The sequence below is a fragment of the Pseudomonas sp. M20 genome, from assembly GCF_045037865.1.
GTDB lineage: Bacteria > Pseudomonadota > Gammaproteobacteria > Pseudomonadales > Pseudomonadaceae > Aquipseudomonas.
This window is the reverse complement of the sequence record NZ_CP173611.1, coordinates 3,450,577-3,477,239: the sequence shown is the minus strand read 5'-3', so window position 1 is coordinate 3,477,239 and position 26,663 is coordinate 3,450,577. Positions and strand designations below refer to the sequence as shown.

26 protein-coding genes and 4 tRNA genes are annotated in these 26,663 nt (G+C 58.4%); 24 read left to right on the top strand and 6 right to left on the bottom strand.

From position 1 onward, the window contains the following. The first annotated feature begins 29 nt into the window (after window positions 1-29). The 11 genes from ACI514_RS15485 (at window position 30) to ACI514_RS15435 (ending at window position 10,865) form a co-directional block, all read left to right on the top strand. Window positions 30-590, top strand: a complete 561-nt coding sequence (locus tag ACI514_RS15485) for a CvpA family protein (protein ID WP_007913461.1) — start codon at window positions 30-32, stop codon at window positions 588-590. 41 nt (window positions 591-631) lie between these two features. Continuing rightward, entirely contained in the window at window positions 632-2,137 is a 1,506-nt protein-coding gene (gene purF, locus ACI514_RS15480) for an amidophosphoribosyltransferase (protein ID WP_007913462.1), read from the top strand. A gap of 73 nt (window positions 2,138-2,210) precedes the next feature. Then, the gene (locus ACI514_RS15475) at window positions 2,211-3,422 is read left to right on the top strand and encodes an O-succinylhomoserine sulfhydrylase (protein ID WP_405121976.1); all 1,212 of its coding nucleotides are present in this window, start codon (window positions 2,211-2,213) and stop codon (window positions 3,420-3,422) included. Beyond that, window positions 3,419-4,195 (top strand): SDR family oxidoreductase, encoded by a 777-nt coding sequence (locus tag ACI514_RS15470; RefSeq protein ID WP_008083223.1) that lies wholly within the window; start codon window positions 3,419-3,421, stop codon window positions 4,193-4,195. The genes ACI514_RS15475 and ACI514_RS15470 overlap by 4 nt, the downstream gene beginning before the upstream one ends. A 216-nt stretch (window positions 4,196-4,411) precedes the next feature. Next, window positions 4,412-4,487: transfer RNA gene (locus ACI514_RS15465), tRNA-Val, on the top strand. A 56-nt stretch (window positions 4,488-4,543) separates the two neighbouring features. After that, window positions 4,544-4,620: transfer RNA gene (locus ACI514_RS15460), tRNA-Asp, on the top strand. Window positions 4,621-4,713: 93 nt separating this feature from the next. Then, window positions 4,714-4,790: transfer RNA gene (locus ACI514_RS15455), tRNA-Asp, on the top strand. Between the two features lie 500 nt (window positions 4,791-5,290). Further along, the gene (locus ACI514_RS15450) at window positions 5,291-8,122 is read left to right on the top strand and encodes a xanthine dehydrogenase family protein molybdopterin-binding subunit (protein WP_405121975.1); all 2,832 of its coding nucleotides are present in this window, start codon (window positions 5,291-5,293) and stop codon (window positions 8,120-8,122) included. Beyond that, window positions 8,115-8,654, top strand: a complete 540-nt coding sequence (locus ACI514_RS15445) for a (2Fe-2S)-binding protein (RefSeq protein WP_405121974.1) — start codon at window positions 8,115-8,117, stop codon at window positions 8,652-8,654. Before ACI514_RS15450 ends, ACI514_RS15445 begins: the two co-directional genes overlap by 8 nt. A 2-nt stretch (window positions 8,655-8,656) precedes the next feature. After that, window positions 8,657-9,892: a c-type cytochrome gene (locus tag ACI514_RS15440; RefSeq protein WP_405121973.1), complete on the top strand. Its 1,236-nt coding sequence runs from the start codon at window positions 8,657-8,659 to the stop codon at window positions 9,890-9,892. A 1-nt stretch (window position 9,893) separates the two neighbouring features. Further along, window positions 9,894-10,865: an XdhC family protein gene (locus ACI514_RS15435; RefSeq protein WP_160057157.1), complete on the top strand. Its 972-nt coding sequence runs from the start codon at window positions 9,894-9,896 to the stop codon at window positions 10,863-10,865. A 43-nt stretch (window positions 10,866-10,908) separates the two neighbouring features. On the opposite strand, the gene ACI514_RS15430 is transcribed toward ACI514_RS15435, so the two are convergent. Then, window positions 10,909-12,192: an NAD(P)/FAD-dependent oxidoreductase gene (locus tag ACI514_RS15430; RefSeq protein WP_405121972.1), complete on the bottom strand. Its 1,284-nt coding sequence runs from the start codon at window positions 12,190-12,192 to the stop codon at window positions 10,909-10,911. Window positions 12,193-12,375: 183 nt separating this feature from the next. Here ACI514_RS15430 and ACI514_RS15425 point away from each other — a divergent pair. Together ACI514_RS15425 and ACI514_RS15420 are read left to right on the top strand one after the other, a co-directional pair. Further along, window positions 12,376-12,452, top strand: a tRNA-Val gene (locus tag ACI514_RS15425). Between the two features lie 665 nt (window positions 12,453-13,117). Then, a complete protein-coding gene (locus ACI514_RS15420) occupies window positions 13,118-13,573 on the top strand; it encodes a DUF2214 family protein (protein WP_405124225.1) in 456 nt (151 codons plus the stop codon). A gap of 218 nt (window positions 13,574-13,791) precedes the next feature. Here the strand turns inward: ACI514_RS15420 and csrA are convergent, their stop codons facing one another. After that, a complete protein-coding gene (gene csrA / locus ACI514_RS15415) occupies window positions 13,792-13,986 on the bottom strand; it encodes a carbon storage regulator CsrA (RefSeq protein WP_003179932.1) in 195 nt (64 codons plus the stop codon). 250 nt (window positions 13,987-14,236) lie between these two features. Between csrA and ACI514_RS15410 the strand changes: the two genes are divergently transcribed. After that, window positions 14,237-14,605, top strand: coding sequence for an SPOR domain-containing protein (locus ACI514_RS15410; RefSeq protein ID WP_160057159.1), 369 nt, complete (start codon window positions 14,237-14,239; stop codon window positions 14,603-14,605). 87 nt (window positions 14,606-14,692) lie between these two features. Further along, window positions 14,693-15,595, top strand: coding sequence for a siderophore-interacting protein (locus tag ACI514_RS15405; RefSeq protein WP_160057160.1), 903 nt, complete (start codon window positions 14,693-14,695; stop codon window positions 15,593-15,595). A gap of 54 nt (window positions 15,596-15,649) precedes the next feature. Here the strand turns inward: ACI514_RS15405 and ACI514_RS15400 are convergent, their stop codons facing one another. The 3 genes from ACI514_RS15400 to ACI514_RS15390 all read right to left on the bottom strand — a co-directional run bounded on the left by ACI514_RS15400 (window position 15,650) and on the right by ACI514_RS15390 (window position 17,898). Beyond that, window positions 15,650-16,339, bottom strand: coding sequence for an endonuclease (locus ACI514_RS15400; RefSeq protein ID WP_034152754.1), 690 nt, complete (start codon window positions 16,337-16,339; stop codon window positions 15,650-15,652). A 4-nt stretch (window positions 16,340-16,343) separates the two neighbouring features. Further along, window positions 16,344-16,613, bottom strand: a complete 270-nt coding sequence (locus ACI514_RS15395; RefSeq protein ID WP_166219800.1) for a DUF1654 domain-containing protein — start codon at window positions 16,611-16,613, stop codon at window positions 16,344-16,346. Between the two features lie 196 nt (window positions 16,614-16,809). Beyond that, the gene (locus tag ACI514_RS15390; RefSeq protein WP_160057162.1) at window positions 16,810-17,898 is read right to left on the bottom strand and encodes an asparaginase; all 1,089 of its coding nucleotides are present in this window, start codon (window positions 17,896-17,898) and stop codon (window positions 16,810-16,812) included. A gap of 348 nt (window positions 17,899-18,246) precedes the next feature. On the opposite strand from ACI514_RS15390, the gene ACI514_RS15385 reads away from it, so the two are divergent. From ACI514_RS15385 to ACI514_RS15350, 8 genes are all read left to right on the top strand, one after another. Continuing rightward, on the top strand, window positions 18,247-18,696 hold the full coding sequence (locus ACI514_RS15385; RefSeq protein ID WP_116031048.1) for a hypothetical protein: 450 nt from the start codon (window positions 18,247-18,249) through the stop codon (window positions 18,694-18,696). Between the two features lie 199 nt (window positions 18,697-18,895). Then, entirely contained in the window at window positions 18,896-19,852 is a 957-nt protein-coding gene (locus tag ACI514_RS15380) for a sugar ABC transporter substrate-binding protein (RefSeq protein ID WP_034152750.1), read from the top strand. A 56-nt stretch (window positions 19,853-19,908) separates the two neighbouring features. After that, a complete protein-coding gene (locus ACI514_RS15375; RefSeq protein WP_160057164.1) occupies window positions 19,909-21,462 on the top strand; it encodes a sugar ABC transporter ATP-binding protein in 1,554 nt (517 codons plus the stop codon). Then, window positions 21,459-22,436, top strand: coding sequence for an ABC transporter permease (locus ACI514_RS15370; protein ID WP_095123149.1), 978 nt, complete (start codon window positions 21,459-21,461; stop codon window positions 22,434-22,436). Before ACI514_RS15375 ends, ACI514_RS15370 begins: the two co-directional genes overlap by 4 nt. A gap of 3 nt (window positions 22,437-22,439) precedes the next feature. Beyond that, window positions 22,440-23,459 (top strand): LacI family DNA-binding transcriptional regulator, encoded by a 1,020-nt coding sequence (locus ACI514_RS15365; protein ID WP_160057165.1) that lies wholly within the window; start codon window positions 22,440-22,442, stop codon window positions 23,457-23,459. 24 nt (window positions 23,460-23,483) lie between these two features. Beyond that, window positions 23,484-24,401 carry a ribokinase gene (gene rbsK / locus ACI514_RS15360; protein ID WP_160057166.1) on the top strand — a complete coding sequence of 306 codons (918 nt, stop codon included), beginning with the start codon at window positions 23,484-23,486 and terminating at the stop codon, window positions 24,399-24,401. Beyond that, a complete protein-coding gene (rbsD, locus tag ACI514_RS15355) occupies window positions 24,398-24,802 on the top strand; it encodes a D-ribose pyranase (protein ID WP_160057167.1) in 405 nt (134 codons plus the stop codon). Before rbsK ends, rbsD begins: the two co-directional genes overlap by 4 nt. A 31-nt stretch (window positions 24,803-24,833) precedes the next feature. After that, window positions 24,834-25,862: a nucleoside hydrolase gene (locus tag ACI514_RS15350; protein WP_160057168.1), complete on the top strand. Its 1,029-nt coding sequence runs from the start codon at window positions 24,834-24,836 to the stop codon at window positions 25,860-25,862. A gap of 33 nt (window positions 25,863-25,895) precedes the next feature. Here the strand turns inward: ACI514_RS15350 and ACI514_RS15345 are convergent, their stop codons facing one another. Further along, window positions 25,896-26,102: a hypothetical protein gene (locus tag ACI514_RS15345; protein WP_405121971.1), complete on the bottom strand. Its 207-nt coding sequence runs from the start codon at window positions 26,100-26,102 to the stop codon at window positions 25,896-25,898. Between the two features lie 131 nt (window positions 26,103-26,233). On the opposite strand from ACI514_RS15345, the gene ACI514_RS15340 reads away from it, so the two are divergent. Continuing rightward, the gene (locus ACI514_RS15340) at window positions 26,234-26,539 is read left to right on the top strand and encodes a hypothetical protein (RefSeq protein WP_405121970.1); all 306 of its coding nucleotides are present in this window, start codon (window positions 26,234-26,236) and stop codon (window positions 26,537-26,539) included. Window positions 26,540-26,663: the final 124 nt, after the last annotated feature.

The following is a 26,663-nucleotide window of genomic DNA, read 5'->3' as shown; positions in this document are numbered from 1 at the left end:
CGCCGCCTTATCCGTCTGTAGGCTGCACTGTGCCATTTACCTGGGTTGACTGGGCGATCGTTGCAATCATCGCCATCTCCGCTTTGATCAGTTTGAGCCGCGGCTTCGTCAAGGAAGCATTATCGCTGGTGACCTGGATCATCGCAGGAGTCGTCGCCTGGATGTTCGGTGGCTCATTGTCCGAGTACCTCGCCGGATACATCGAAACCCCATCGGCTCGCGTGATCGCGGGCTGTGCCATCATGTTTGTCGCCACGCTGATCGTGGGCGCAATGATCAATTATCTTATCGGCGAGTTGGTTCGCGTCACCGGGTTGTCCGGGACCGATCGATTCCTCGGCATGGCCTTCGGCGCAGCGCGTGGCGTGTTGCTGGTGGTCGTGGCGGTCGGGCTGTTGAGTCTGGGGCCGGTACAGCAGGACGGGTGGTGGAAAGAATCACAGCTCGTACCAAAATTTCTATTGGTCGCTGATTGGTCCAAAAACCTGATTCTCGGGTGGAGCAGTCAGTGGCTTGCCAGCGGAATCAGCGTACCCGCTGATATTCCGTTCAAGGAGCAACTCTTGCCGTCGGCGAAAACGCCCCAGTGAGTGTTGTTCAGTTCAGATCCATTAAGTAGGGGTTGCGTCGCATGTGTGGCATCGTCGGTATCGTCGGTAAGTCGAACGTCAATCAGGCGCTGTATGACGCGCTAACCGTGCTCCAGCACCGCGGCCAGGACGCTGCCGGTATCGTGACCAGCCATGATGGCCGGTTGTTCCTGCGCAAGGACAATGGCCTGGTGCGTGACGTGTTTCAGCAGCGTCACATGCAGCGTCTGGTCGGCCACATGGGTATCGGCCACGTTCGTTACCCGACCGCGGGCAGCTCGACTTCGGCCGAAGCCCAACCGTTTTACGTCAACTCGCCTTACGGCATTACGCTGGCGCACAACGGTAACCTGACCAACGTTGAACAGTTGGCCAAAGAGATCTACGAATCCGATCTGCGTCACGTCAACACCAGTTCCGACTCGGAAGTGCTGCTTAACGTGTTCGCTCACGAACTGGCCCAGCGCGGCAAGCTGCAACCGACTGAAGAAGACGTGTTTGCCGCCGTGACCGACGTGCACAACCGTTGTGTTGGTGGTTACGCCGTTGTGGCGATGGTGACCGGTTACGGCATCGTCGGTTTCCGTGACCCGCACGGCATCCGCCCAATCGTGTTTGGCCAGCGTCATACCGACGAAGGCGTCGAGTACATGATCGCCTCGGAAAGCGTTTCGCTGGACGTGCTCGGTTTTACCCTGATTCGCGACCTGGCCCCGGGCGAAGCGGTCTATATCACTGAAGACGGCAAGCTGCACACCCGTCAGTGCGCGACCAACCCGTCCCTGACACCGTGCATCTTCGAGCACGTCTACCTGGCGCGTCCGGATTCGATCATCGACGGCGTGTCGGTCTATAAGGCCCGTCTGCGCATGGGCGAGAAGCTCGCCGAGAAGATCCTGCGCGAGCGTCCAGAGCACGACATCGACGTGGTTATCCCGATTCCGGACACCAGCCGCACTGCGGCACTGGAGCTGGCCAACCACTTGGGCGTGAAATTCCGCGAAGGTTTCGTCAAGAACCGTTACATCGGTCGTACCTTCATCATGCCGGGCCAGGCGGCTCGCAAGAAGTCGGTTCGCCAGAAACTCAACGCTATCGAGCTGGAATTCCGCGGCAAGAACGTGATGCTGGTCGATGACTCGATCGTGCGCGGTACCACCTGCAAGCAGATCATCCAGATGGCCCGCGAAGCCGGCGCGAAAAACGTCTACTTCTGCTCGGCAGCCCCAGCGGTACGCTTCCCGAACGTGTATGGCATCGACATGCCAAGCGCCCACGAACTGATCGCGCACAATCGTTCGACTCAGGACGTGGCGGATCTGATCGGCGCTGATTGGCTGATCTATCAGGACCTGCCTGACTTGATCGAGGCGGTCGGTGGCGGCAAGATCAAGATCGAGAACTTCGATTGCGCGGTGTTCGACGGCAAGTACGTCACCGGCGACGTCGACGAGGCGTACCTGAACAAGATCGAGCAGGCGCGTAACGACTCCTCGAAGATCAAGACCCAAGCGGTCAGTGCGATCATCGATCTGTACAACAACTGAGTTATCACCGGCCCTGAGGGGCCGGTTTTGTATCTGACTTTCAATTTTCGCGAACAGGGCAAGGAGTGACAGCATGAGTCAGGAATGGGATGCCGGTCGACTGGATAGCGACCTCGAAGGCGTAGCGTTCGACACCCTGGCCGTACGTGCCGGTCAGCACCGTACGCCGGAAGGCGAGCACGGTGATCCGATGTTCTTCACCTCCAGCTACGTGTTCCGCACCGCTGCCGACGCAGCCGCGCGGTTTGCCGGCGAAGTGCCGGGCAACGTTTACTCGCGTTACACCAACCCGACCGTGCGCGCGTTCGAAGAGCGCATTGCCGCGCTGGAAAGCGCCGAGCAGGCCGTTGCCACCGCAACCGGCATGGCCGCGATCATGGCAGTGGTGATGAGCCTGTGCAGTGCCGGTGATCACGTACTGGTTTCGCGCAGCGTATTCGGTTCGACCATCAGCCTGTTCGAGAAGTACTTCAAGCGTTTTGGCGTTGAAGTCGATTACGTTCCGTTGGCTGATCTGTCGGCATGGGATTCGGCGATCAAGTCGAATACCAAGCTGCTTTTCGTCGAATCGCCATCCAACCCTCTGGCTGAACTGGTCGACATTGCCGCACTGGCGGAAATCGCTCACGCCAAAGGCGCGATGCTGGTGGTCGATAACTGCTTCTGCACGCCAGCGTTGCAGCAGCCGCTGAAAATGGGCGCAGATATCGTTGTGCACTCGGCGACCAAGTTTATCGACGGTCAGGGCCGTTGCATGGGCGGCGTGGTTGCCGGTCGCAGTGAGCAGATGAAAGAGATCGTCGGCTTCCTGCGCACCGCCGGGCCGACCTTGAGCCCGTTCAATGCGTGGATCTTCCTCAAAGGTCTGGAAACCCTGAACCTGCGGATGAAGGCCCACTGCGCCAACGCCCAGGAGCTGGCCGAATGGCTGGAGCAGCAGGACGGCATCGAGAAGGTGCATTACGCCGGTCTCAAGAGCCATCCGCAGCACGAACTGGCCCAGCGTCAGCAGAAGGGCTTCGGTGCGGTAGTGAGTTTCGAGGTCAAGGGCGGCAAAGAGGGCGCGTGGCGCTTTATCGATGCCACCCGGTTGATTTCGATCACTGCCAACCTCGGTGACAGCAAAACCACCATCACGCACCCGAGCACCACCTCCCACGGCCGTCTGGCGCCGCAGGAGCGTGAAGCGGCAGGCATCCGTGACAGCCTGATCCGCATTGCGGTCGGTCTGGAAGATGTGGCGGACCTGCAGGCCGATCTGGCGCGCGGTCTGGCAGCGTTGTGATCGAGTTGTCTACGCCGACAGCGGGTACCCATGGCCGCGTTGCGCTGGTCACGGGAGCCGCGCGCGGTATCGGTCTGGGGATCGCGGCATGGCTGATCAGCGAAGGCTGGCAAGTGGTGCTGACTGATCTGGATCGTGCGCGCGGTTCGAAAGTGGCGAAGGTGCTGGGCGAAAACGCCTGGTTCATCGCCATGGACGTCGCCGATGAGGGCCAGGTCGCGCTCGGCGTTGCCGAAGTGCTGGGGCAGTTTGGTCGCCTCGATGCGCTGGTGTGCAACGCGGCGGTCGCCGATCCGCACAACATCACCCTGGAAAGCCTCGATCTGGCGTACTGGAATCGTGTGTTGGCGGTGAATCTCAGCGGGCCGATGTTACTGGCTAAGCACTGTGCGCCGTATCTGCGCGCGCACAACGGTTCGATCGTCAACCTGGCCTCGACCCGTGCGCGGCAGTCGGAGGCGGACTCCGAGGCGTATGCGGCGAGTAAGGGCGGCTTGTTGGCGCTGACGCATGCGCTGGCCATCAGCCTCGGGCCGGAGATTCGCGTCAACGCAGTCAGCCCGGGCTGGATCGATGCGCGGGATCCCTCTGCGCGTCGGGCCGAGCCTTTGGCCGATGCCGATCATGCTCAGCATCCGGCGGGCAGGGTAGGGACGGTTGAAGATGTGGCGGCCATGGTCGCCTGGTTGCTGTCGAGGAATGCCGGGTTTGTCACTGGGCAGGAATTCGTCGTCGATGGCGGTATGACGAAAAAGATGATCTATAGCGAGTAGATCGCCTTTTTCTCTGAATTTGCGTTGGATGAACTGACGCCTTCGCGAGCAGGCTCGCTCCCACATTTGGAATGCATACCCCCTGTGGGGGCGAGCTTGCTCGCGAAGGCGGTCTTGCAGGATGGAAACAATTTCGTCTTTTTAAGAAAAACTTCAATCCTGCTATTGACTTAGGTTCGCTACCTGCGTACATTTCGCGGCCTCGGAGATGCAAACGGGTGATTAGCTCAGCTGGGAGAGCGTCTGCCTTACAAGCAGAATGTCGGCGGTTCGATCCCGTCATCACCCACCACTCCCCGAGAAACTTGCGTAAGCAAGAGCGTAGGCTGAAAGTGCCTGCACCGACGCGCAGCGGTAGTTCAGTCGGTTAGAATACCGGCCTGTCACGCCGGGGGTCGCGGGTTCGAGTCCCGTCCGCTGCGCCATATTTTACGAATCAGGCTTGTCTGGTTCGCGATTGCAAAGCACCGAAGCTTGCAGTCAAAACGAGTTACTTGAGCGTAAGCTCAAAGCGATACGCAGCGGTAGTTCAGTCGGTTAGAATACCGGCCTGTCACGCCGGGGGTCGCGGGTTCGAGTCCCGTCCGCTGCGCCATATCTGCTTCAAGGACCACTGAACGCCTTGAAGCACCGAAAGCAACCCTTGGTTGATTCGGAATCGATAGCAAAGACCCTGGTCGAAAGACTGGGGTTTTTTGTGTCTGAAATTTGGCTATCCACCTCTTTTTCTCCTGCCTAAATCCTGAATCCAATACAAATCCCTGTAGGAGTGAGCCTGCTCGCGAAAGCGGTGTGTCAGCTAATAATGTGCTGGCTGACACTACGCCTTCGCGAGCAGGCTCGCTCCCACAGGGGGGGATATCTATTGGTTCGGTAATCTGCTGCGGTGCCACGTCGCATTGATTTTTTGATTCTTTAGTCAAATTTTTGTAACTGGTTGTTTGCTGCGAGCGCAGAAACCTTTAAAGTTAACCTTTCGGTCAGCTTTGCACTGTCAACACGCCCTTTGTTTCGCCAGAAAGGGCTTCTGCAAGACTCGAGATTCCCCAGTAGATAACCAGAAGGGCGGACACATAACCGCCCAGAGGATGATCCATGTCCAACCGTGATATATCCCGGCGCTCGTTCCTCCAGGGCGGGCTGGTGGCGGGTGTGAGCGTCACGCTCACGCCGCTCAGCACCCAGGCGCTGGCTGCCTTGATGGAAAACACTGTCACCGTGCCGTCCGAAAAATGGCTCGGCAATAACGGCAAGGCGCGTCAGCGTAACGATGCACTGTCCAAAGTCTGCGGCAGCAAGGTCTTCGCCCGCGACATCCGCTCCAAGGACATGCCGGGCTGGCCTGAACAGCAAGGCCACGCCATGCTGCTGAAAACCATCAAGGCTGACCGCATCTACGCCGGTTACGACCTATCGTGGCTCGGCGCCGATTTGCAGCCGGACCGCATCGTCACCGCGGCTGACCTGGACAAGGACGGCATCGTCTTCCCGGAAGAGCACGCCCCGGATCCGTTGCTGCCGGAAGGCAAGGTGCCGATGTTCATCGGTCACCCGGTAGCGATCCTGATCTGGAACGATTTCGAGCGTTTCCGTCAGGCCAAGAACAAACTCAAATTCAATGACAAAGCGATTCGTTACGGTGCGAAAGTGCCGTTCTACGAAGGCGATCCGTATGGCAGCTTCCGCTACGTACGTGTGGGCGGCGCGACCTCGGCAGACGAAGATGAATTTGCCAGCCTCAAGGATTCGATCCTGTTCCCGATGCTGAAAAACCGTCGTCCAGTGTGGAATTCTCAGCCCAATCTGCATGGCAGCCTGACCGAGCGCGGCCTGTTCTACGCCGACCGCATGAAGAAAGAGATCGACACCCCGCCGGACAACTGGCTGGTGTTCGACGAGCGCTACAAAACCCCGTCGATCGAACCGGCCGCGATGGAGCCGGACAACGGCAATGGCTGGTACGACCCGAAAACCAAAACCCTGCACTTCGTCGTGGCCACCCAGTGCCCATTGGAAGCTGCGACCGAGACCGCGAAAATGATCGCGCCGTCGCGCTTCGGCCTCGACAACCTGAGCATGCACCCGGGTTACACCGTGGGTTACGGTTCCAAAGACCACAACATTTTCGTCTACTACGCAGCCCTTGCTGCACTGTACGGCGCTGGCGTGCCAGTGCGTCTGGCCAACGACCGCTACGAGCAATTCCAGAGTGGCATCAAGCGCCACCCGTTCGACATCCGCTACCAATTGGCCGTGGACAAGAACGACTACAGCTTCAAGATTTTCCGCGCTGACATGAGCGTCGACGGTGGCGGCCGGGTCAACTACAGCCCATCGGTAGCGGCGGTTGGTGCCACGGCGGCGCAGTCGATCTACTACATGCCGCAGAATGACCTGCAGGTCACCGCCTACCACTCGCGTGGTGTCGAGGCCGGTTCGATGCGTGGTTACGGCACCCTGCAGAGCATGGCGGCGACCGAAATGATGGTCGACGAAATCGCCAATCGCCTCGGTGTCGATGCCATCGACCTGCGTCGCAAGAACGCCCTGCGTTCGGGCATGAAAAACACCCAGGGCGCGATCCCCGCCGGTGCTTTGCGCCTGCATGAAATTCTCGACAAGGCCTCGGTGCACGAGGTCTGGAAAAACCGCGACGCGATCAAGAAACAGCGCGAAGCTGCCGACCCGGACAACTGGTACGGCGTTGGTTTTGCCATTTGCCAGAAAGACTTCGGCACCGGTTCCGAAGCGCCGATGGCCAGCATCGAATTCACCGCTGACGGTCGCATTACTCTGCGCCATATCGGCATTGAGATCGGCACCGGCATGTCCACCTCGCAAGCCTTGGTCGTGGCCGACTTCCTCGGCAGCCCGGCGCACGAAGTGAAAACCGGCGAAACCGAGTGGAAGGAAATGCAGCTGATCACCAGCGGCAATCCTTACATCATGAGTCAGGCCGAGCAGGACAACCTGCTGCGCAACCCGCGTTGGGTCGGCAAACTGGCTTCGGCCTCGTCGGCGACCAACTCGGCTTACTACTTCAGTCACGCTACCCGTGAAGCAGCGCGCGTGCTGTTCAACAACGGTTTGTGGCCGGCGGCAATGGAGATCTGGCGTCAGGGTCCTTACGGCGGTCAAGCCAACCCCTACGTCGTGCGTCGCGAAGATGCGCATTGGGTCAACGGCAAACTCACGGCCAACGGCATGCAGCCGTTGACCTTCGAAGAGCTGGCCAAACACGCTCACGAGCGTGGTCTGGTGACCGGCGCCACCGTTCACGCATTCAACCGCTGGAGCTGGGCAGAAGCTGAATACAGCATCGACGGCGTGCGCGAGCGTCTGCCGCTGGATGGTCTGGCAGTGAAGTATGGCGATGGTGCGCCGAAGGCGAAGAAAGCGTTGATGACCACGTCTGGTTTCCATCTGTTGGACCGCCAGAACATCAATTATCCGGTTGTTCAGCTGAACAACGCTGCCGTGACTTACTACAGCCCGGTCGCCACGCTGGTCGAGCTGAAGGTCAACAAGGGTTCTGCTGAAGTCGAAGTGCTCAACCACCATTCGTGGGTCGAGTGCGGTCGTGTGTTGGTGGAAGAATTGGTCAAGGGCCAGCTCGAAGGCGGTATTGCCATGGGCATCGGCCACGCTTTGATGGAAGAGATGCCGCTGTATGAAGGCGGGCCGGGGGAGGGTGACTGGAACTTCAACCGTTACCGTCTGCCGATGGCACGTCACGTTGCCGTGTGGAAACAGACGTCGGAGATTCTGCCGGCGCTGTCGCCAAGTGATCCGTCCAAAGGCATCGCCGAAGTGGTGATGATCCCGATTGTCGGTGCCATCGGTAACGCCGTGGCCCACGCCATCGGTAAACGTGTTCGCGACCTGCCCATCACTCCAGCGCGCATCAAGGAGGCCCTCAATGGCTAACCGTCCGCTTCAACTGACCCTCAATGGTCAATCCGTCGGCCCGGTGGACATCCCTGATGACCTGCCGATGATCGACTACCTGCACGAATACAAAAACCTCACCGGCTCGCGTCTGGGCTGCGGCCAGGGCATCTGCCACGCCTGTGTGGTGATCGTCGACAACCCGGACGGCACCAGCGAAGAAGTGCGCACCTGCATCACCGGCGCGCATTACTTCGAAGGCAAGAAAGTCCGCACCATCGAAGCTCACGCCAAGCGTGATGAGGCGGGCCAGGTCACCGAACTGAACCCGATCCAGCAGCGCTTCGTTGATGAGTTCGCCTTCCAGTGCAGTTACTGCGCGCCGGGCTTCGTCAACGCTGCGACCGTGCTGGTTGAAAAGCTGCAGCGTCAGCCGACCGTGCAAAGCAAGCTCGAACAAGTCATCGAGGACAGCCTCGGGCATCACATCTGCCGTTGCACCGGGTACGTGCGTTATTACAACGCGACCCGCAACGTGCTGACCGATCTCGGCCTGGTCAAGGAGGGTTAAGCATGAAGCTTTTTCTGACCCGCCTGACCCTGGCGGTCGGCCTCGCCGCGCCGGTGTTGTTTGCCCACGCCGATGATCAGGTCAAACGCGGCGAATACCTCGCTCGCGCCGCTGACTGCATGGCTTGCCACACCGCAGCGGGTGGCGCGCCGTTTGCCGGCGGCCTGCCGATCGTCTCGCCGTTCGGCACGATCTATGGCACCAACATCACCCCGAGCAAAGAGCACGGCATCGGTCTGTACAACGATGACGAGTTCTTCGCTGCGCTGACCGAAGGCAAACGCCGCGATGGCGCGAACCTGTATCCGGCGATGCCGTACACCTCGTATCACTTGATGCCGCGTGCAGATTCGGATGCGATTCATGCGTACCTGAAAACCATCGAGCCAATCGAGCGCGCAGCGCCGGTTACCAGCCTGAGCTTTCCGTTCAACGTGCGTCTGGGCCTGATGGGCTGGAACATGATGTACGGCAAAGTCCTGAAACTGGAGCCAGCCGAAGGTAAAAGTGAAGCCTGGACGCGCGGCCAGTACATGGTCGAGGTGCTCGGTCACTGCGGCGAATGCCACACGCCGCGCGGCCTGCCGGGCGCGATGCAGTTGGATAAACGCCTGACCGGCGGCATCCTCAATGGTTATCTGGCGCCGAGTCTGCTGGCCACTGATCTGGCTGCGCGCGGCTGGAATGAGCAGGATCTGAGCACGTTCCTCAAGCACGGCATGAGTGCGCAGGGGACGATGTTCAATGAGATGTTCCCGGTGTTCCACAACAGCACCCAGGGCCTGAGCGATGCGGATCTGGCAGCGATGGCGACGTTCCTGCTCGGCGACCAACCTCCTGCAGCCAAAACGCTGGTTGAAGTGCCAGTCGAGAAGCTCAGCGCCAGTGCCCAGCGCGGTCGTCAGGAATACCTCAACGTTTGCGCCGGTTGCCATGCGGTTGGTGGCGAAGGCAAGCCGCACATCGCGGTGGCCATGCGCGGCAACACTACGCTGCGCCTGGAAGACCCACGTAACCTGTTGCGGGTGATCGAAGATGGTATTGGCGAACAGAAGTTCTCCGGCTTCGAGCATATGCAACCGATGCCGGGTTTCGCCGACAAGCTCAGTCCTGAACAGCTGACGGATCTGCTCAACTATCTGCGTCAAGGTTGGGGTGGTCAGTCCGCTGAGTTGGCGGTGAGTGAGGTGCAGAAGCTGCAAGCCGACGCACCGTCCATCGAGCACAAGGCGCACTGACATGCAGCATCTCGATCTACAAGTGGTGCGGCGAGCGCTGGAGTGGTCGGTGGCGGGGCAGCGCATCTGGCTCTGCACCGTGCTCACCACTTACGGTTCGGCACCGCGTGCGCCGGGTTCGCTGCTGGCGGTGAACGATGGCGGACAGTGGATCGGCTCGCTGTCCGGCGGTTGCGTCGAGGAAGATTTCCTGGAGCGCGTCGCCGAAGGTGCGTTTCTCGATGCGGTCAACGTCGTGCGTTACGGGGAAGGCGACGATCCGCGTTCGCGAGTCAGCCTGCCTTGTGGCGGCATTCTCGACGTGCTGGTTGAGAAATTTGACGCTGACTGCGAGGTGCAGGCGCATCTGCGTGAATTGGAATCGGCGCTGCTCGGTCAGCGTCGCTTGATTCGCGAGGTCGATCTGGTCAGCGGTGCGCGCAGTTTGTTCGCTGATCGCGAGCAGGGTGCGCGGATCGAGCGTGAGATTGATCGGGTGCGCATCCGTGTCGGCGCGGCACAGCGTCTGTTGCTCGCCGGCTACTCCAGCGTGGCGCAGGCGTGTGCCGAGTTTGCCGTTGGATTGGGTTTTGAGGTGATTCTCTGCGATCCGCGTGACGAGGTGCTTGAAGGCGTGGTGCTGGATGGCGTGGAAATTCGTCGGCAATTGCCGTCGGTGTTTATTGCTGATGGTGGCTGTCATCGTGATACGGCGGTGGTGGCGCTGACGCATGATCCGCGCATCGACGACCTGGCGATGATGGAAGCAGTGCGCACCGAAGCGTTCTACATCGGCGTGATGGGGTCGCAGCAGACGTCGCAGAAGCGCTTCGAGCGGTTGCGTCGTATTGGTGGCTTGGGCGAGGCGGAGCTGGCGCGGATTCATGCGCCGATCGGTCTGAACCTCGGCAGCAAGACCCCGGCGGAAATTGCTTTGGCGGTGCTGGCCGATATCCTGCGCATCCGCAGCGGGATTGCTCGGGATCAGCTCTGAGTGCTGTATTTAATAAAAAGGGCCGCGACCAGCGGCCCTTTTTTTACATCCCGAATTTATCGCGTAGCCCGTAATACCACGCACCCAGTGCGGCAAACGGCGTGCGCAACAGTTGCCCGCCGGGGAACGGGTAGTGTGGCAAGTCGGCAAACGCATCGAAGCGCTCAGCCTGACCGCGCAGCGCCTCAGCCAGCACCTTGCCTGCCAGATGCGTGTAAGTCACACCATGGCCGCTGCAACCCTGCGAGTAATAGATGTTGTCGCCCAAACGGCCGACTTGCGGCAAACGCGACAGGGTCAGCAGAAAATTTCCTGTCCAAGCGTAATCAATCTTCACATCCTTGAGTTGCGGGAAAGCCTTGAGCATCTTCGGGCGAATGATCGCTTCGATGTTCGCCGGATCACGCGCGCCATACACCACGCCGCCGCCGAAGATCAGGCGCTTGTCGCCGGTCAGTCGGTAGTAGTCGAGCAGGTAGTTACAGTCCTCGACACAGTAATCCTGCGGCAGCAGCGCTTTCGCCAGTTCATCACCTAGCGGTTCGGTGGTGATCACTTGCGTGCCGCATGGCATCGATTTGGCCGCCAGTTCCGGCACCAGATTGCCGAGGTAGGCGTTGCCCGCGACGATGATGAATTTCGCCCTGACCTTGCCTTGCGGTGTATGCACCACCGGGTTGGCGCCGCGCTCGATGCGCACGGCAGGCGATTGTTCATAGATAGTGCCGCCGAGGGATTCAATCGCCGCCGCTTCGCCAAGCGCGAGGTTCAGTGGATGGATGTGCCCGCCGCTCATATCAAGCATGCCGCCGACGTACTGATCGCAGGCAACCACTTCGCGGATGCGGCGTTGATCGAGCAATTCCAGTTGTGTATGGCCGAAGCGCTCCCAGAGGCGCTTCTGCGATTCCAGGTGGCCCATCTGCTTGGCCGTCAGCGCGGCGAACACGCCGCCGTCCTTCAGGTCGCACTGGATGTTGTACTTGGCCACACGCTCGCGAATGATCCGGCCGCCCTCGAACGCCATATGTCCGAGTAGTTGCGCCTGCTTCGGGCCGACACTGCGTTCGATCACATCGATGTCACGGCTATAACTGTTGACGATCTGCCCGCCATTACGCCCGGAAGCGCCGAAACCGACCTTGGCCGCTTCCAGCACGGTGACGCGAAAACCGTTTTCCAGCAGAAACAGGGCAGACGACAATCCGGTATACCCGGCGCCGATCACACAGACGTCCGTCTCCACATCATCCTGCAAGGCAGGGCGGGGCGGTACGGCATTGGCCGACGCAGCGTAATAGGACTCTGGGTAAAGGGTGTTCGCCATCCTGCAGCCTCTGTTTAATATATTTTACGAGTGCGTCGATCCTACCCGAGTTGAAAAACCTCCGCTAGCCACCGGAAAATCTTCGCCAACGACCCGAAATTAAATATTTTGCATATTCATAGGGTTAGGTGAAAAAAAGGTGTTGACACCCCTCCGGAATTCCGTAGAATGCCGCCTCACAGCAGGCACGTAGCTCAGTTGGTTAGAGCACCACCTTGACATGGTGGGGGTCGTTGGTTCGAGTCCAATCGCGCCTACCAAACAAAATCCGCTCTGCTGGGCGGTCTGGAAGGGCTCACCGAAAGGTGGGCCCTTTTTTGTTGTCTGCGATTTGCAAAACTTTTGCAAAACCCTCCGTAGAGTGCCAGTTCGACTCCGCGCTTAATCGATCTCCGGACATTCCAAATTCCATGAGTAGACCTTCATGGTTTTAATATCTTCGCCCACGGTTCCTGCTCCAAGGCAGGTTCTCTGTTCGGTGTAGTTGAAGCTGCAGTGTTGAGTTCCCATGGTGCAGGATTCAATTTCTACGAAGCCTTTTCTCCTTACGATGTTTTCTACGCCAAACTTCCCTGAGTGGCGGGAGATTGAGGAATCGCCGTTCGTCGCCAGCGTCCTTTGAAAAAGTGTGGATATTGAATAGGTTACGATTGTTACTAACCAGCCAGTTATCAAAAAAATGTTGTTCCTGTTCGTGGAATTAAGTAACATTCGCCCCGCGTTCACCACCACGGTTTATGCATTTTTAAATCCCAAGCTTCCATCAGCTGCTTGGGATTTTTTTTGCCTGCGATTTGGCATCTGCTGTTTCAAATTCTCCTCGCAATGCCTCATCGCGCCCGACGATTCCGTCGCAAGCAAATCCCTGCTTTTTCGACTACTACTGACTGGCCGATTTTCAACTCTTTCTGGTGGAGGTGTGTCGATGCTGGTTCACTGGTTTCTCGCAGCTGTTCATCTGCTGGCTTTTGCTTTGGGCTTTTGGGCGGTTCTGACTCGCGGGGCGGCATTTAGTCGCCTGGCTGCCGGTTCAGGCGAGGCCAAGCGCGTTTTACTGGCCGATAACCTGTGGGGCATTTCTGCGTTGATTCTGCTGGTGACAGGCGGGATGCGGGCTTTTGGCGGCTTTGAAAAAGGCACTGACTATTATCTTCACCAGCCACTGTTTCATCTGAAGATGACCCTGTTTGTGCTGATTTTGATTGTAGAGCTCGCCCCGATGATCACGTTGATCAAGTGGCGGATCGCATCTGCGCGCGGCGCGGTACTCGATACCGGGCGCGCGAGGCTGTACGCCCGAATCAGTCATGTCGAGGCATTGTTGCTGGTGCTGATGGTGGTTGCGGCGACGGGGATGGCGCGTGGCGTGACATTCGGTTAGAGGGCAAATTCTCTGCGGTCTATCGGAAACGTCCGACAGCCAGCCTGGGGGAGGGCAGGTAGTATCGTGCGGCAAGGGAATAGAGGGGGGAAGTAGAATCGGCTTATCGTGTCAGGCGCCGTACCCAGCAGAGTGGGGAGCGGATGGCAAAACGGCGCATGAAGCTCTAGCCAGTCATTCCACAAGGTAAACGGACTGGCTACTGACTGCGAGGCGGCTCAGGGAGTTTGTGGTTTGTCCGGGGCGGTCAGGCCAGCCTGAATGCGCTGGTAAATCTCTTCTCTGTGCACGGCAACGTTTTTCGGAGCGTTGATACCAATGCGGACCTGTTGGCCGCTTACGCCCAGAATGGTGATAGTGATGTCATCACCGATGTTTATGCTTTCACCGACTTTGCGGGTGAGTATCAGCATGGTCTTCTCCTTGATTGCTTTGTAGGGCACCTGATTCAGACAGTGCAGAGGTCGGTGGTACGTATAGATTAGTGCGAAGTCTCACGGTTTGGGTGCCTCTTTCTGACGCGCAGATGCGGCATTAATTCCCAGGGCGTAACTATACAGAGGCTGCAGGCATCAATCTCGTTGTTTTGTGCCCATTTTGCGGGGCTCGCGAAGTATTTATGAATGATAAGATCGCGGCTTTGAGAATTTCGAGGAAAGCGTTGTGCGCAAATTGGTTTGGGTAGTCGCGGCACTGGTATTGGCAGGGTGTGGTGAAGGCAAGAATGCAGACGCACCAAAACCACAGTCGGCAGCAGTGACGGCGCCGGCGGCGGCCGCTGCACCACAATGGGATCTCGAAGTGCGCGGTGAAACGCCACAGGCTATCAGCGACCTGAGTGGCTGGTTGATCGAGCACGCCTTCGTACCTACGGTGATCAAGGACAGCAGTGGCAAAGCGCGAATTCTGATTGGTCCTTTCAACTCGCAAGCCGACGCTGAGGCCCGAAAAGTACAAGTGGATGCTGCTCTGGTGAAAGCCAAGAAGCAGAATATTGAATCGGTAGTGATCGAGCACCCGATCACGCCGTAAACGCTGCGTTTCAGCGGAGCGACCTAAAGGACCTTGGATGTGGCTCGTCTTATACGAGTCAGTCACGATTTTCCGAAGGAGCTCCGCATGGCCTCCGCCAATCCTTACAAGCTGTTCGACGTCATCCTGCATCGCAAAACCTTACTCAGCCCGCACATGATGCGGATCACGCTGGCCAGTCCTGCTGTTAAAGAAATGGCCACTTGGGCGCCTGATCAAAGGGTGAAGCTGTTTTTTCCTGCGGCTGATGGTTCGCCTGCCAGGCTTGCTCAGGGAGAGGGTTGGTACGCCCGGTTCAAGGCAATGATTGCCGATCGACGTCCGGCCATGCGCACTTACACCATTCGCCATTTGCGTGCAGAACAAGGCGAAGTGGATATTGATTTCGTCCTGCATGGCGAAACCGGACCTGCTTCGCGTTGGGCGCTTCGGGCGCAGCCCGGTGATTCGATGCAGGTTCTCGCTCCGGATCGCCGGTTTTCAGCACGGGACGCCGGAGGATTCGAATGGAAGCCGCCGCAGACCCTCAAGCAGGTTTTGCTGGTCGCCGACAGCACCGCGCTACCTGCGGCCATGGGCATTCTCGATGAGTTGGCCGCTATGGCCGAGCCACCTCTGACTCAAGTGTTTTTCGAAGTCGACAGTGTCGAGGATATGCTGGCAGTTCCCGATTGGGCCGGGCTGACGGTGCAGTGGCTGATCCGGGACCAGGCCAGCGCCGGTACGTTGATGGCGGCGGCGGTACAGAAAGTCGTTCCAGCCATTCATGCCTCATCCATCGGCAAGGCTGTCGAGTTGGCCGAGGTCGATATCGATAAAGAGATTCTTTGGGAAATAGCCGAGACAGCCAGTGAGGGTTTCTATGGCTGGATCGCTGGAGAAAGCGCTGCAGTGATGAGCCTGCGCAGATACCTGATCAAAGAGTGCGGGATCCCGAGGGAGTCGCTCAACCTGATGGGTTACTGGCGCTACAACAAGGCGGGCAGCTAGCCACAAAAAAGGCCTCGGACATGACGTTCGAGGCCTTTTCGTTTAAGTGGTCGATCAACCGCAGGCTTTCATATTCACCGGACCGACAAATTCATTGCCGCGCCCCATCACGCACGCCACGCTCTGATTGCGCTGGCGCTCCCAGTCTTGCACCGGGTAAGTCTTGTCCCATGCCTCATACAATTGCCGATCCTGCTTCGACAGGCGCAAGCCGTACTGCTTGCTCATGTAGAAGTATGTGCGGGCAATCATGCCGCGAATCGACGGGCGAGGCATGACCTTCTTCGCCTTGAAGTCGACCTGGGTCAGGCACGAACCGTATTGCCCGGATTGCACTGGCAGCCAGCCGTAGCTGAAATTGCTGCGATCGCCATTGACCTCGCCAATGCTCGGCACCAGGTTATGCAGATCGGCTTCAGCCTTTTGATAGCTTGGGTCGTATCGGGTGCAGTTCTTGCGGCCGCCTTCCTGCCAACACTGACGCTGATGGCCGAACTGCCAGGCCGGCACGATGTGTTCCCATTCAATACGTGACGCACGTTTGGCATTCTTGCGCGGTACGTAACCGCAAGCCTTCAGGTCAACCTTGTTGCCGGTGTACTTGCACCCGCAATAAAACTCTGTGGACTGCGGTGCATAAAGCTTCCAGGCAACCTTCTTGGCTTCGGTAAATGTGCGGGGGGCGCCAGCCTGGGCACCCATGGCGATGAACAGCAACAGCAGAGCAAAACAGCGGACACTCATTGAATCAATCTTCCTTCGGCACAACCCAAAAAATCTGCACGCCACCGTCGTCGCGATAGGCAAGGGTAACGTTGTCGTTCTCGTCGATTTCCTCGAGCAGGCGCTCCCACTCGTCCATCGGCTCGTCCGGCAGACGGAAGATCAGTGCCGCTTTGGCTTTCTGTGCGGTGGGGGAATTGATGATTTTCTGAACGCGCATGCCCATGCGTTCGTAAGCGTCAGGAGCATCAGGGGAGGTGGCCACGAGGTTATCCTTATTAAGCTGTACGTGCATACAGTATTTAACTGTAAGCATTTTCGCAACTGCTTAAAATTCAAGAAAATCCTCTGACAGCGCTTTTCCGATTTTGGTGTAGGTCGTGTCGAATTTTTTGTGGGAAAAGTGCGAGAGCGTTGTGAGCGATGCACCACCCGCCCGACAGGCGAATGGCGCAGGGTGCCCAATCAAGAATTGATTGGGCGAAGGCCCATCAATATTCCCAGAACATCCGTTGCAGCTCTTTGCTGTCGTTGGTTTTGGTCAGGGCGACCATTGCCAGGATGCGGGCTTTTTGCGGGTTCAGGTCGTGAGCCACAACCCAGTCGTACTTATCATCTGGCTGTTCGGCGTTACGGAGGACGAAGCCGCCAGCGTTGACGTGGGAGGAACGAATGATTTGCACGCCATCCTTGCGCAGTGCTTGCAGGCTCGGAACTACGCGAGAGGACACCGAGCCGTTGCCGGTACCGGCGTGGATGATTGCCTTGGCACCGGATTGTGCGAGGGCCTTGTAGGCAGTATCGCTGACGTTGCCGTAGGAATAAGCGATTTCTACGTCAGGAAGGCTCTTGATGTTTTTGATGTCGAATTCAGAATCCATGGTGTGACGCTTGGCTGGCAAGCGGAACCAGTAGGATTTGCCTTCTACCACCATGCCCAGTGGGCCCCAGGCACTTTTGAAGGCTTCGGTCTTGATGTTGATCATCTTGCTGACGTCGCGGCCGGACTGGATTTCATCATTCATGGTCACCAGTACGCCTTTGCCGTGCGCTTCTTTGCTGCTGGCTACGGCCACGGCGTTGTACAGGTTGAGCATGCCGTCTGCAGACATTGCGGTGCCCGGACGCATCGAGCCAACCACGATGATCGGCTTGTCGGTTTTTTCCACGAGGTTGAGGAAGTAGGCGGTTTCTTCCAGGGTGTCGGTGCCGTGGGTGATGACGATGCCGTCGACGTCTTTGCTGTCGGCCAGTTCGGCTACACGACGACCCAATTGCAGCAGGTTTTCGTTGGTGATGCTTTCCGAGGCAATCTGCATGACTTGTTCGCCACGCACGTTCGCCAGTTTGCTCAGTTCGGGAATGCCGGCGATCAATTGTTCGACGCCAACCTTCGCCGCCTGGTAGGTGGCGCTGTTGGCGGCGCTCGCGCCAGCGCCGGCGATGGTGCCGCCGGTGGCTAGTACTACGACGTTAGCGAGCTTGGTCTGGGTTTCGACTTCTTTCGCCTGAAGGGCGGTGGGCAGGAGCAGGAGGAGGGCCAAAGCGCCCGGAACCAAAGTGTTGAAAGCAGATTTCATTATTTTTCTCTCTAGTAGTGAGACGGTGCTGATGCAGGTTCATCTAGATGCACTCCGAGCCGATCTGGATGCCCGGGGTGCGGTGAAGGGAGCAGGATCTGTACCAGCCGTACTTTGCGTCAGAGAAATGTTTAACTCGATGATTTACATCAAGATTTTATTAGTTGGCAAATCGCGGGACGAATCGTTTATCCGGGTTTCCGAACAATGGGCGCTTTCTCGTTCGGCTCTCCGAAAAGGACTACTGCTTTTGTCGAGTGATTCCAGTGGCCGGTTTCGGCTTTTGTGCTAAAGAAACCTTCGCGGGGGCCGATGGTTGTTCAAGTAAACAGAATCTAGGGAGTTCACATGTCACTGACGGTCGGTTTATCTAATCCTGCTGCAGTCACCATCGGCGGCAAAACCGCAGCGACAATCAATGCATTGAGCGAGGCGGGAGCTGAGGCTTCCACCGAGGCGCTGGGCACTGAGAAAGAATCGAACAATCAGGTCCGGACCGGTGGTGCTGCTGCGCCAGAAGACAGCAAGGCTGAAAGCGGCGACAACCTGAGCGTCACGGTCAAGATGTTGCTCAAGCGCATGCAGGAATTGCAGAAGCAACTTCAGGAGCAGCAACAACAACTGGCGGCCGCACAGGCCAAGAGCTATCCGACGCCTGAGGCCAAATCGCAGGCGGTGATGTCCATTCAGGGGCAAATCGCGCAAACCAGCGCTGCGATGGCAGAAGTGGCCGGTGCACTGGTCAAGGAAATGACGAAGAGTTCCACCAGCGGTAATCTTGTCAGCACCACGGCATAAGCAGCGGAGGGCGAGTCGGACGATTCGCCCTAAAAAAAATGACGATTTCTGATTGTTGACAAATGTCGGCGGGATTCGCATAGTTCGGTCTACGCAAACGTTTGCGCGGCTCTCCCGGCGCTATATGGCCCGCAGATAGCCAAGTAGCTTACGCCAGCGCAAGCGTTGCTCACAATAATCATAAGATCGGAGTGAACCCATGAAGCTGCCATTCGCTGGACGTCTTCTTGCTGTCGCTATGCTGGCTGCCACAGCCGCCGCACTACCTGTCTCTTCGGCATTCGCCGAATCCGCCGAAAAACCTAAAGTCGCGCTGGTCATGAAGTCTCTGGCCAACGAATTCTTTTTGACCATGGAAGATGGTGCCAAGGCCTACCAGAAAGAACACTCCGCCGATTTCGACCTGATCTCCAACGGCATCAAGGATGAAACCGACACTGCTGGCCAGACCCGCATCGTCGAGCAAATGATTCTGGCCAAGGTCAATGCACTGGTCATTGCGCCTTCCGATTCCAAGGCCATGGTGCCGGTGATCAAGAAAGCCGTCGACGCTGGCATCACCGTGATCAACATCGATAACCAACTCGATCCGGCAATCGTCAAAAGCAAAAACATCAGCGTGCCTTTCGTAGGTCCGGACAACCGCAAAGGTGCGCGTCTGGTCGGTGAGTACCTGGCCAAGCAGCTGAAGGCCGGTGACGAAGTCGGCATCATTGAAGGCGTGTCCACCACGACCAATGCCCAGCAGCGCACTGCTGGCTTCAAGGATGCGATGGATGCGGCGCAAATCAAGATCGTTTCCCTGCAGTCCGGTGACTGGGAGATTGACAAGGGTAACAAGGTTGCCGCCTCTATCCTCAGCGAATACCCAGACGTCAAAGCACTGCTGGCCGGTAACGACAGCATGGCCGTCGGTGCTGTTTCCGCCGTACGTGCCGCCGGCAAGGCTGGTCAGGTTCAGGTCGTCGGTTACGACAACATCAACGCGATCAAGCCAATGCTGAAAGACGGTCGCGTGTTGGCCACGGCTGACCAGTTCGCTGCCCGACAAGCGGTGTTCGGCATCGAAACCGCGCTGAAAATCATCAAGGGTGAGAAAGTTGACAGCGGCGCCAACGGCGTGATCGAAACACCGGTCGAGCTGGTCACCAAGTAAGTCTTCTGGCGACACAACGGCGCTCGTCCGTCCGGGCGAGCGCATGGAGAGTTTTTATGTCAGTTTCCGCCCCGAACGCTGTCCTCTCGGTCAGCGGTATCGGTAAGACCTATGCGCAGCCGGTGCTCAGCGGCATCGATCTGACGCTGATGCGCGGTGAAGTGCTGGCGCTGACCGGCGAGAATGGTGCCGGTAAAAGTACCCTGTCGAAAATCATCGGCGGACTGGTCACCCCGACCACCGGCCAGATGCAATTCCAAGGCAAGGACTACCGTCCGGGCAGTCGTACCCAGGCTGAAGATCTCGGCGTGCGTATGGTCATGCAAGAACTCAATCTGCTGCCGACCTTGTCGGTCGCGGAAAACCTGTTTCTCGACAATCTGCCAAGCAATGGCGGCTGGATCAGCCGCAAGCAACTGCGCAAAGCGGCGATCGAAGCCATGGCGCAAGTCGGTCTCGACGCCATTGATCCGGATACGCTGGTTGGCGAGTTGGGTATCGGCCATCAGCAGATGGTCGAAATCGCCCGCAACCTGATTGGCGACTGCCATGTGCTGATTCTCGACGAACCGACCGCGATGCTCACCGCGCGCGAAGTTGAAATGCTCTTTGAGCAGATCACCCGCTTGCAGGCGCGCGGCGTTTCGATCATCTACATTTCCCACCGTCTCGAAGAGCTGGCCCGAGTCGCACAGCGCATTGCCGTGCTGCGTGACGGCAATCTGGTCTGCGTCGAGCCGATGGCCAATTACAACAGCGAGCAACTGGTTACGCTGATGGTCGGTCGCGAGTTGGGTGAGCATATCGACATGGGCCCGCGCAAGATTGGTGCCCCGGCGCTGACGATCAAAGGACTGACGCGCTCCGACAAAGTTCGCGATGTCTCGTTCGAAGTCCGTGCCGGCGAGATCTTCGGGATTTCCGGATTGATCGGGGCAGGGCGCACAGAATTGCTGCGCCTGATCTTCGGTGCAGACACCGCCGACAGCGGCACCATCGCCCTCGGTTCGCCAGCCAAGGTCGTCAGCGTACGTTCGCCGGTTGATGCGGTGCGTAATGGCATCGCGTTGATTACTGAAGATCGCAAAGGTGAAGGCCTGCTGCTCAGTCAGTCGATCAGCGCCAACATCGCCCTCGGCAACATGCCGGAAATTTCCACTGGTGGGGTCGTCAACAACGGCGAAGAGATCGCTCTGGCGCAGCGTCAGATCGACGCCATGCGCATCCGCAGTTCAAGTCCGACACAACTGGTCTCAGAGTTGTCTGGCGGCAACCAGCAGAAGGTCGTGATCGGCCGCTGGCTGGAGCGTGACTGTTCGGTGCTGCTGTTCGATGAGCCGACCCGAGGCATCGACGTTGGTGCCAAGTTCGACATTTATGCCCTGCTCGGCGAACTGACGCGCCAAGGCAAAGCACTGGTGGTGGTGTCCAGTGATCTGCGTGAACTGATGCTGATCTGCGACCGGATCGGCGTGCTATCGGCAGGGCGCTTGATCGACACCTTCGAGCGGGATAGCTGGACCCAGGATGACTTGCTTGCCGCCGCGTTCGCCGGCTACCAAAAACGTGATGCGCTGCTCAATGAAGCGGCGCCTAGGGATCTCCCATGAAAACTGCTTCTCCTGCCGGCAAACGTGGTGGCAACTTCTATGGCCTGGGCACTTATCTGGGCCTGGCCGGTGCCTTGCTGGCGATGATTGCGCTGTTCTCGGTCTTGAGCAGCCACTTTCTGTCCTATAACACCTTCAGTACCTTGGCCAACCAGATTCCCGATCTGATGGTGCTAGCGGTCGGCATGACCTTCGTGTTGATCATCGGTGGCATCGACCTTTCGGTGGGTTCGGTTCTGGCGCTCGCCGCTTCGACGGTCAGCGTCGCCATTCTTGGCTGGGGCTGGGGCGTGTTGCCGTCAGCATTGCTCGGCATGGCAGTGGCGGCACTGGCCGGTACGGTCACTGGTTCGATCACAGTGGCGTGGCGCATTCCATCGTTCATCGTTTCCCTGGGTGTGCTGGAAATGGCTCGGGGACTGGCCTATCAGATGACCGGATCGCGCACCGCGTACATCGGTGACTCGTTCGCTTGGCTGTCGAATCCGATCGCGTTCGGCATCTCGCCGTCGTTCATCATTGCCCTGCTGGTGATCATCATTGCTCAAGCGGTTTTGACCCGCACCGTGTTCGGTCGCTACCTGATCGGCATCGGCACCAACGAAGAGGCGGTGCGTCTGGCGGGGATCAATCCGAAACCCTACAAGATTCTGGTTTTCAGCCTGATGGGCCTGCTGGCCGGTATCGCCGCGCTGTTTCAGATTTCCCGTCTGGAAGCCGCTGACCCGAATGCCGGTTCTGGTCTGGAGTTGCAGGTGATCGCCGCTGTGGTGATCGGCGGCACCAGCCTGATGGGCGGGCGCGGTTCGGTGATCAGCACGTTCTTCGGCGTGTTGATCATCTCCGTGCTGGCGGCGGGTCTGGCGCAGATCGGGGCGACCGAACCGACCAAACGAATCATCACTGGCGCGGTCATCGTGATAGCGGTGGTACTCGATACTTATCGCAGTCAGCGCGCCAGTCGCCGGGGCTAAGAAATGGCAACGATCAAGGACGTGGCAGCCCTCGCGGGAATTTCCTACACGACGGTGTCGCATGTGGTGAACAACACGCGGCCGGTCAGTCAGGAAGTGCGGCTGAAAGTCGAGGCAGCGATCAAGAGCCTCGACTATGTGCCAAGTGCAGTGGCGCGCTCGTTAAAGGCCAAGACCACTGCAACCATTGGCCTGCTGGTGCCGAACAGTCTCAACCCGTACTTCGCGGAGTTGGCGCGGGGCATCGAGGATTACTGCGAGCGTAACGGCTACTGCGTGATCCTCTGCAACTCCGATGACAATCCTGACAAGCAGCGCAGCTATTTGCGTGTGTTGCTGGAGAAGCGCATCGACGGTTTGATCGTCGCCTCCGCTGGCGGTGACAGCGGTCTCGCGCAGGGACTGGCCGGGGTGAAAACGCCGATGGTCATCGTCGACCGTGGTCTAGACGGTGTCGATGCCGATCTGGTGCGCATCGACCACGAATACGGTGCATACCTGGCGACCCGTCATTTGCTGGAATTGGGTCACCGCGACATTGCCACCATCGGCGGCCCGGCCAGTACCAGTGTGGCGCAGATGCGTCAGGCCGGTTATTGCCGGGCGCTGAAAGAGGCGGGCATCGACGTCCGCCAGGAGCGCATGCTGGAAAGCGACTTCACCAGTACGGGTGGATACAACGCGGCGGCGATTCTTCTTGAGAGCAATCCACCGAGCGCGATCTTTGCCGGTAACGACATGATCGGCATCGGTGTGCTGCGTGCGGCGGCGGAACGTAATGTCCGCGTGCCGAGCGAGTTGTCGGTGATCGGTTTCGACGATATCCAGATGAGCCGTTACGTATATCCGGCACTCACCACTGTGGGGCAATCGATCCTGCAGTTGGGCGAGATGGCGGCCGAAGTGCTGTTGCGAAGGATTGCTACGCCGACTCTGGGTACCGATCAGCGGATCGTGACCCCGAGTATTGTCTTGCGCGAATCGACCGCACCGTTGTCCGGCGTGTTCACCGAATACCGCTGAAACCGAATTGACGAGTAATGATGTATGCCAGCAAATGTAGTGGTAATAGGCAGCCTGAACATGGACCTGGTGACCCGGGCGCCACGGTTGCCCGTAGGTGGTGAAACGCTGATCGGTCATTCGTTTGCCACGGTTTCCGGTGGCAAGGGCGCCAATCAGGCGGTGGCCGCAGCGCGTTTGGGCGCACAGGTGGCAATGGTCGGCTGCGTTGGCAATGACGACTATGGCGTGCAATTGCGTGACGCTCTGCTGGCTGAGCAGATCGATTGTCAGGCCGTGAGCACGGTCGAGGATTCCAGCGGTGTGGCGTTGATTGTGGTCGATGACAACAGTCAGAACGCCATTGTCATTGTCGCCGGTGCCAACGGTGCCATGACACCCGCAGTGATCGATCGGTTTGATGCGGTGCTGAAAGACGCCGACGTGATCATCTGCCAGCTGGAAATTCCGGATGCCACGGTGGGGCATGCGCTCAAGCGTGCCCGCGCCCTCGGCAAAATCGTCATTCTCAATCCGGCACCGGCCAGTCGTCCGTTGCCGGCAGACTGGTTTGCCGCGATCGACTACCTGATTCCCAACGAGAGCGAAGCGAGCGCATTGAGCGGATTGCCGGTGGATTCGCTGGAAGCCGCAGAAGCTGCTGCCAGCCAGTTGATCGCCATGGGGGCGGGCAAAGTCATCATTACTCTGGGGGCTCAAGGCTCGCTGTTCGCCAATGGCAAGGGCTTCGAGCATTTCCCTGCGCCGAAAGTGAAGGCCGTCGACACTACAGCGGCAGGTGACACCTTCGTCGGTGGTTTTGCCGCTGCGCTGGCCAATGGCAAGTCCGAGGCCGAGGCTATTCGCTACGGACAGATTGCCGCTGCGCTGTCGGTAACTCGTGCCGGCGCGCAGCCGTCCATTCCAACCCAATCCGACGTACAGGCCTTTGAACCCGTATGAAAAAGACTCCTTTGCTTAACGTCGCCTTGTCGCGGCTGATCGCGTCCTTGGGCCATGGCGACATGGTGGTTATTGGTGATGCCGGGTTGCCAGTGCCGCCGGGTGTCGAGCTGATTGACTTGGCGCTGACCCACGGCGTCCCGGATTTCATCAGCACTCTGAAAGTCGTGCTCAGCGAGATGCAGGTGGAAAGCCATGCGCTGGCCAAAGAAATCTTCGACAAACAACCGACCGCGCTTAATACGCTGGATGAGTTGAATGAAGAGGGGGCCCTGGGTCGTCGCGATCTGCTCAGTCATGAGCAATTCAAGGTTCTCAGCCGACAGGCTCGGGCGATTGTTCGTACAGGTGAATGTCAGCCGTACTGCAACATCGTGCTGGTCGCTGGAGTCACCTTTTAACTTTTGATTTCACAAGCACAAGGAATGCGCCATGCAACGCTATGCTCAGAAACTGCATCAATTCATCCGGAGCCTACTGCTTTTGTCCGTGATAACTGCCACCGGCGCTCAGGCGGCGGAGAAAATCGACCTGATCATCGACACCGACCCAGGTGCTGACGATGTAGTCGCCTTGCTGTTCGCTCTGGCCTCGCCGGACGAGCTGAATATTCGCGCGCTGACCACCGTCGCCGGCAACGTGCGCCTCGACAAGACTTCGCGTAACGCCCGACTGGCGCGCGAGTGGGCAGGGCGCGAAGACGTACCGGTTTATGCCGGTGCGCCAAAGCCGCTGATGCGCACGCCGATCTACGCCGAGAACATCCATGGCAAGGAAGGCCTGTCGGGTGTCACCGTGCACGAACCGAAACAGGGTCTGGCTGAAGGCAATGCGGTCAATTACCTGATCGATACGCTGAAAAAAGCCAAGCCGCACAGCATCACGATCGCCATGCTTGGTCCGCAGACCAACCTGGCATTGGCGCTGATCCAGGAGCCTGAAATTGTTCAGGGCATCAAGGAAGTGGTGATCATGGGTGGTGCGCACTTCAATGGCGGCAACATCACCCCGGTGGCTGAATTCAACCTGTTTGCTGACCCGCAAGCGGCTGAAGTCGTGCTGAAAAGCGGCGTGAAACTGACCTACCTGCCACTGGACGTGACCCACAAGATTCTCACCAGTGATGCGCGCCTGAAACAGATCGCGGCGCTGAACAATAACGCGAGCAAGATTGTCGGCGACATCCTCAACGAGTACATCAAAGGCGACATGGAGCACTACGGTATTCCGGGTGGCCCGGTGCATGACGCTACCGTTGTGGCCTATCTGCTCAAGCCGGAACTGTTCACCGGTCGTTCGGTGAATGTCGTGGTGGATAGCCGTGAAGGGCCGACTTTCGGTCAGACCATCGTCGATTGGTACGATGGCCTGAAAGCGCCGAAGAACGCCTTCTGGGTGGAAAACGGCGACGCGCAAGGCTTCTTTGATTTGCTGACCGAGCGCCTGAAGCGCCTGAAGTAAATCATTCGCCCGCAGGTGCCAGCCTGCGGGTTTCTACACCCTCTCAGTGTGTTCAACCTGCTCGGTCGGGTAACGCTCGAAAATCTGCTTGATGAATTGCTGAGCCGCCTCCGTGCCCAACTCCTTGACCAATAGATCGATACCAATCAGCGCAAGCTCCTCGGTGGTTCCCGGGCTGTAAGAGCTGTGTCCGTCTGCCCATTTGGCATTAATGGCGGCGTCGATGCTGATGCTGGTCATGAGAGCGCTCGAGAAGTCGGAAAGTCTGAGTTTCGAGTTAACCATTTTGTCGGGCTTTTGGCACTGCGACTTAGGCATGAGCGGAGCGCTATGCGACACTTGGTCTTTTAGGGCTTTCCAAGGATCGTGCTGTGCAGATCGATTTGAACACCCCTGACGGCCTCACGCTCGACGCAGTGCGCCAGTTGCTCGCTTCGGCCAGTGATGAAGAACACACGCAGCTGCGCGTGACCAAGGGCGGTATCGCTTACATTTCTTCCGGCGTTACCGGTGGGCAGGATATCGACGGTTTGCTGTTTCGCCTGGAAACCTGGGCCAAGGGCTCGGGCTACGTGGGCAACGTCGCGGCCAGTGATGAGGTGTGGGTGATGCAGATTTTCAACGCGTTGAAGGACAACTGGCCCAATCCGCCGTATGACTACATCGACGTCTACTGAGCGCCATTAATATTCAGTCACGATTGATTGATGAAGTGGTACGTGCCGCTCAGGCACACTCGGCGTTTTTCCGGTCGTGGGGCAGGGTGATGGCCTTGGCTGTGAAACCAAACGCCGGAATGGC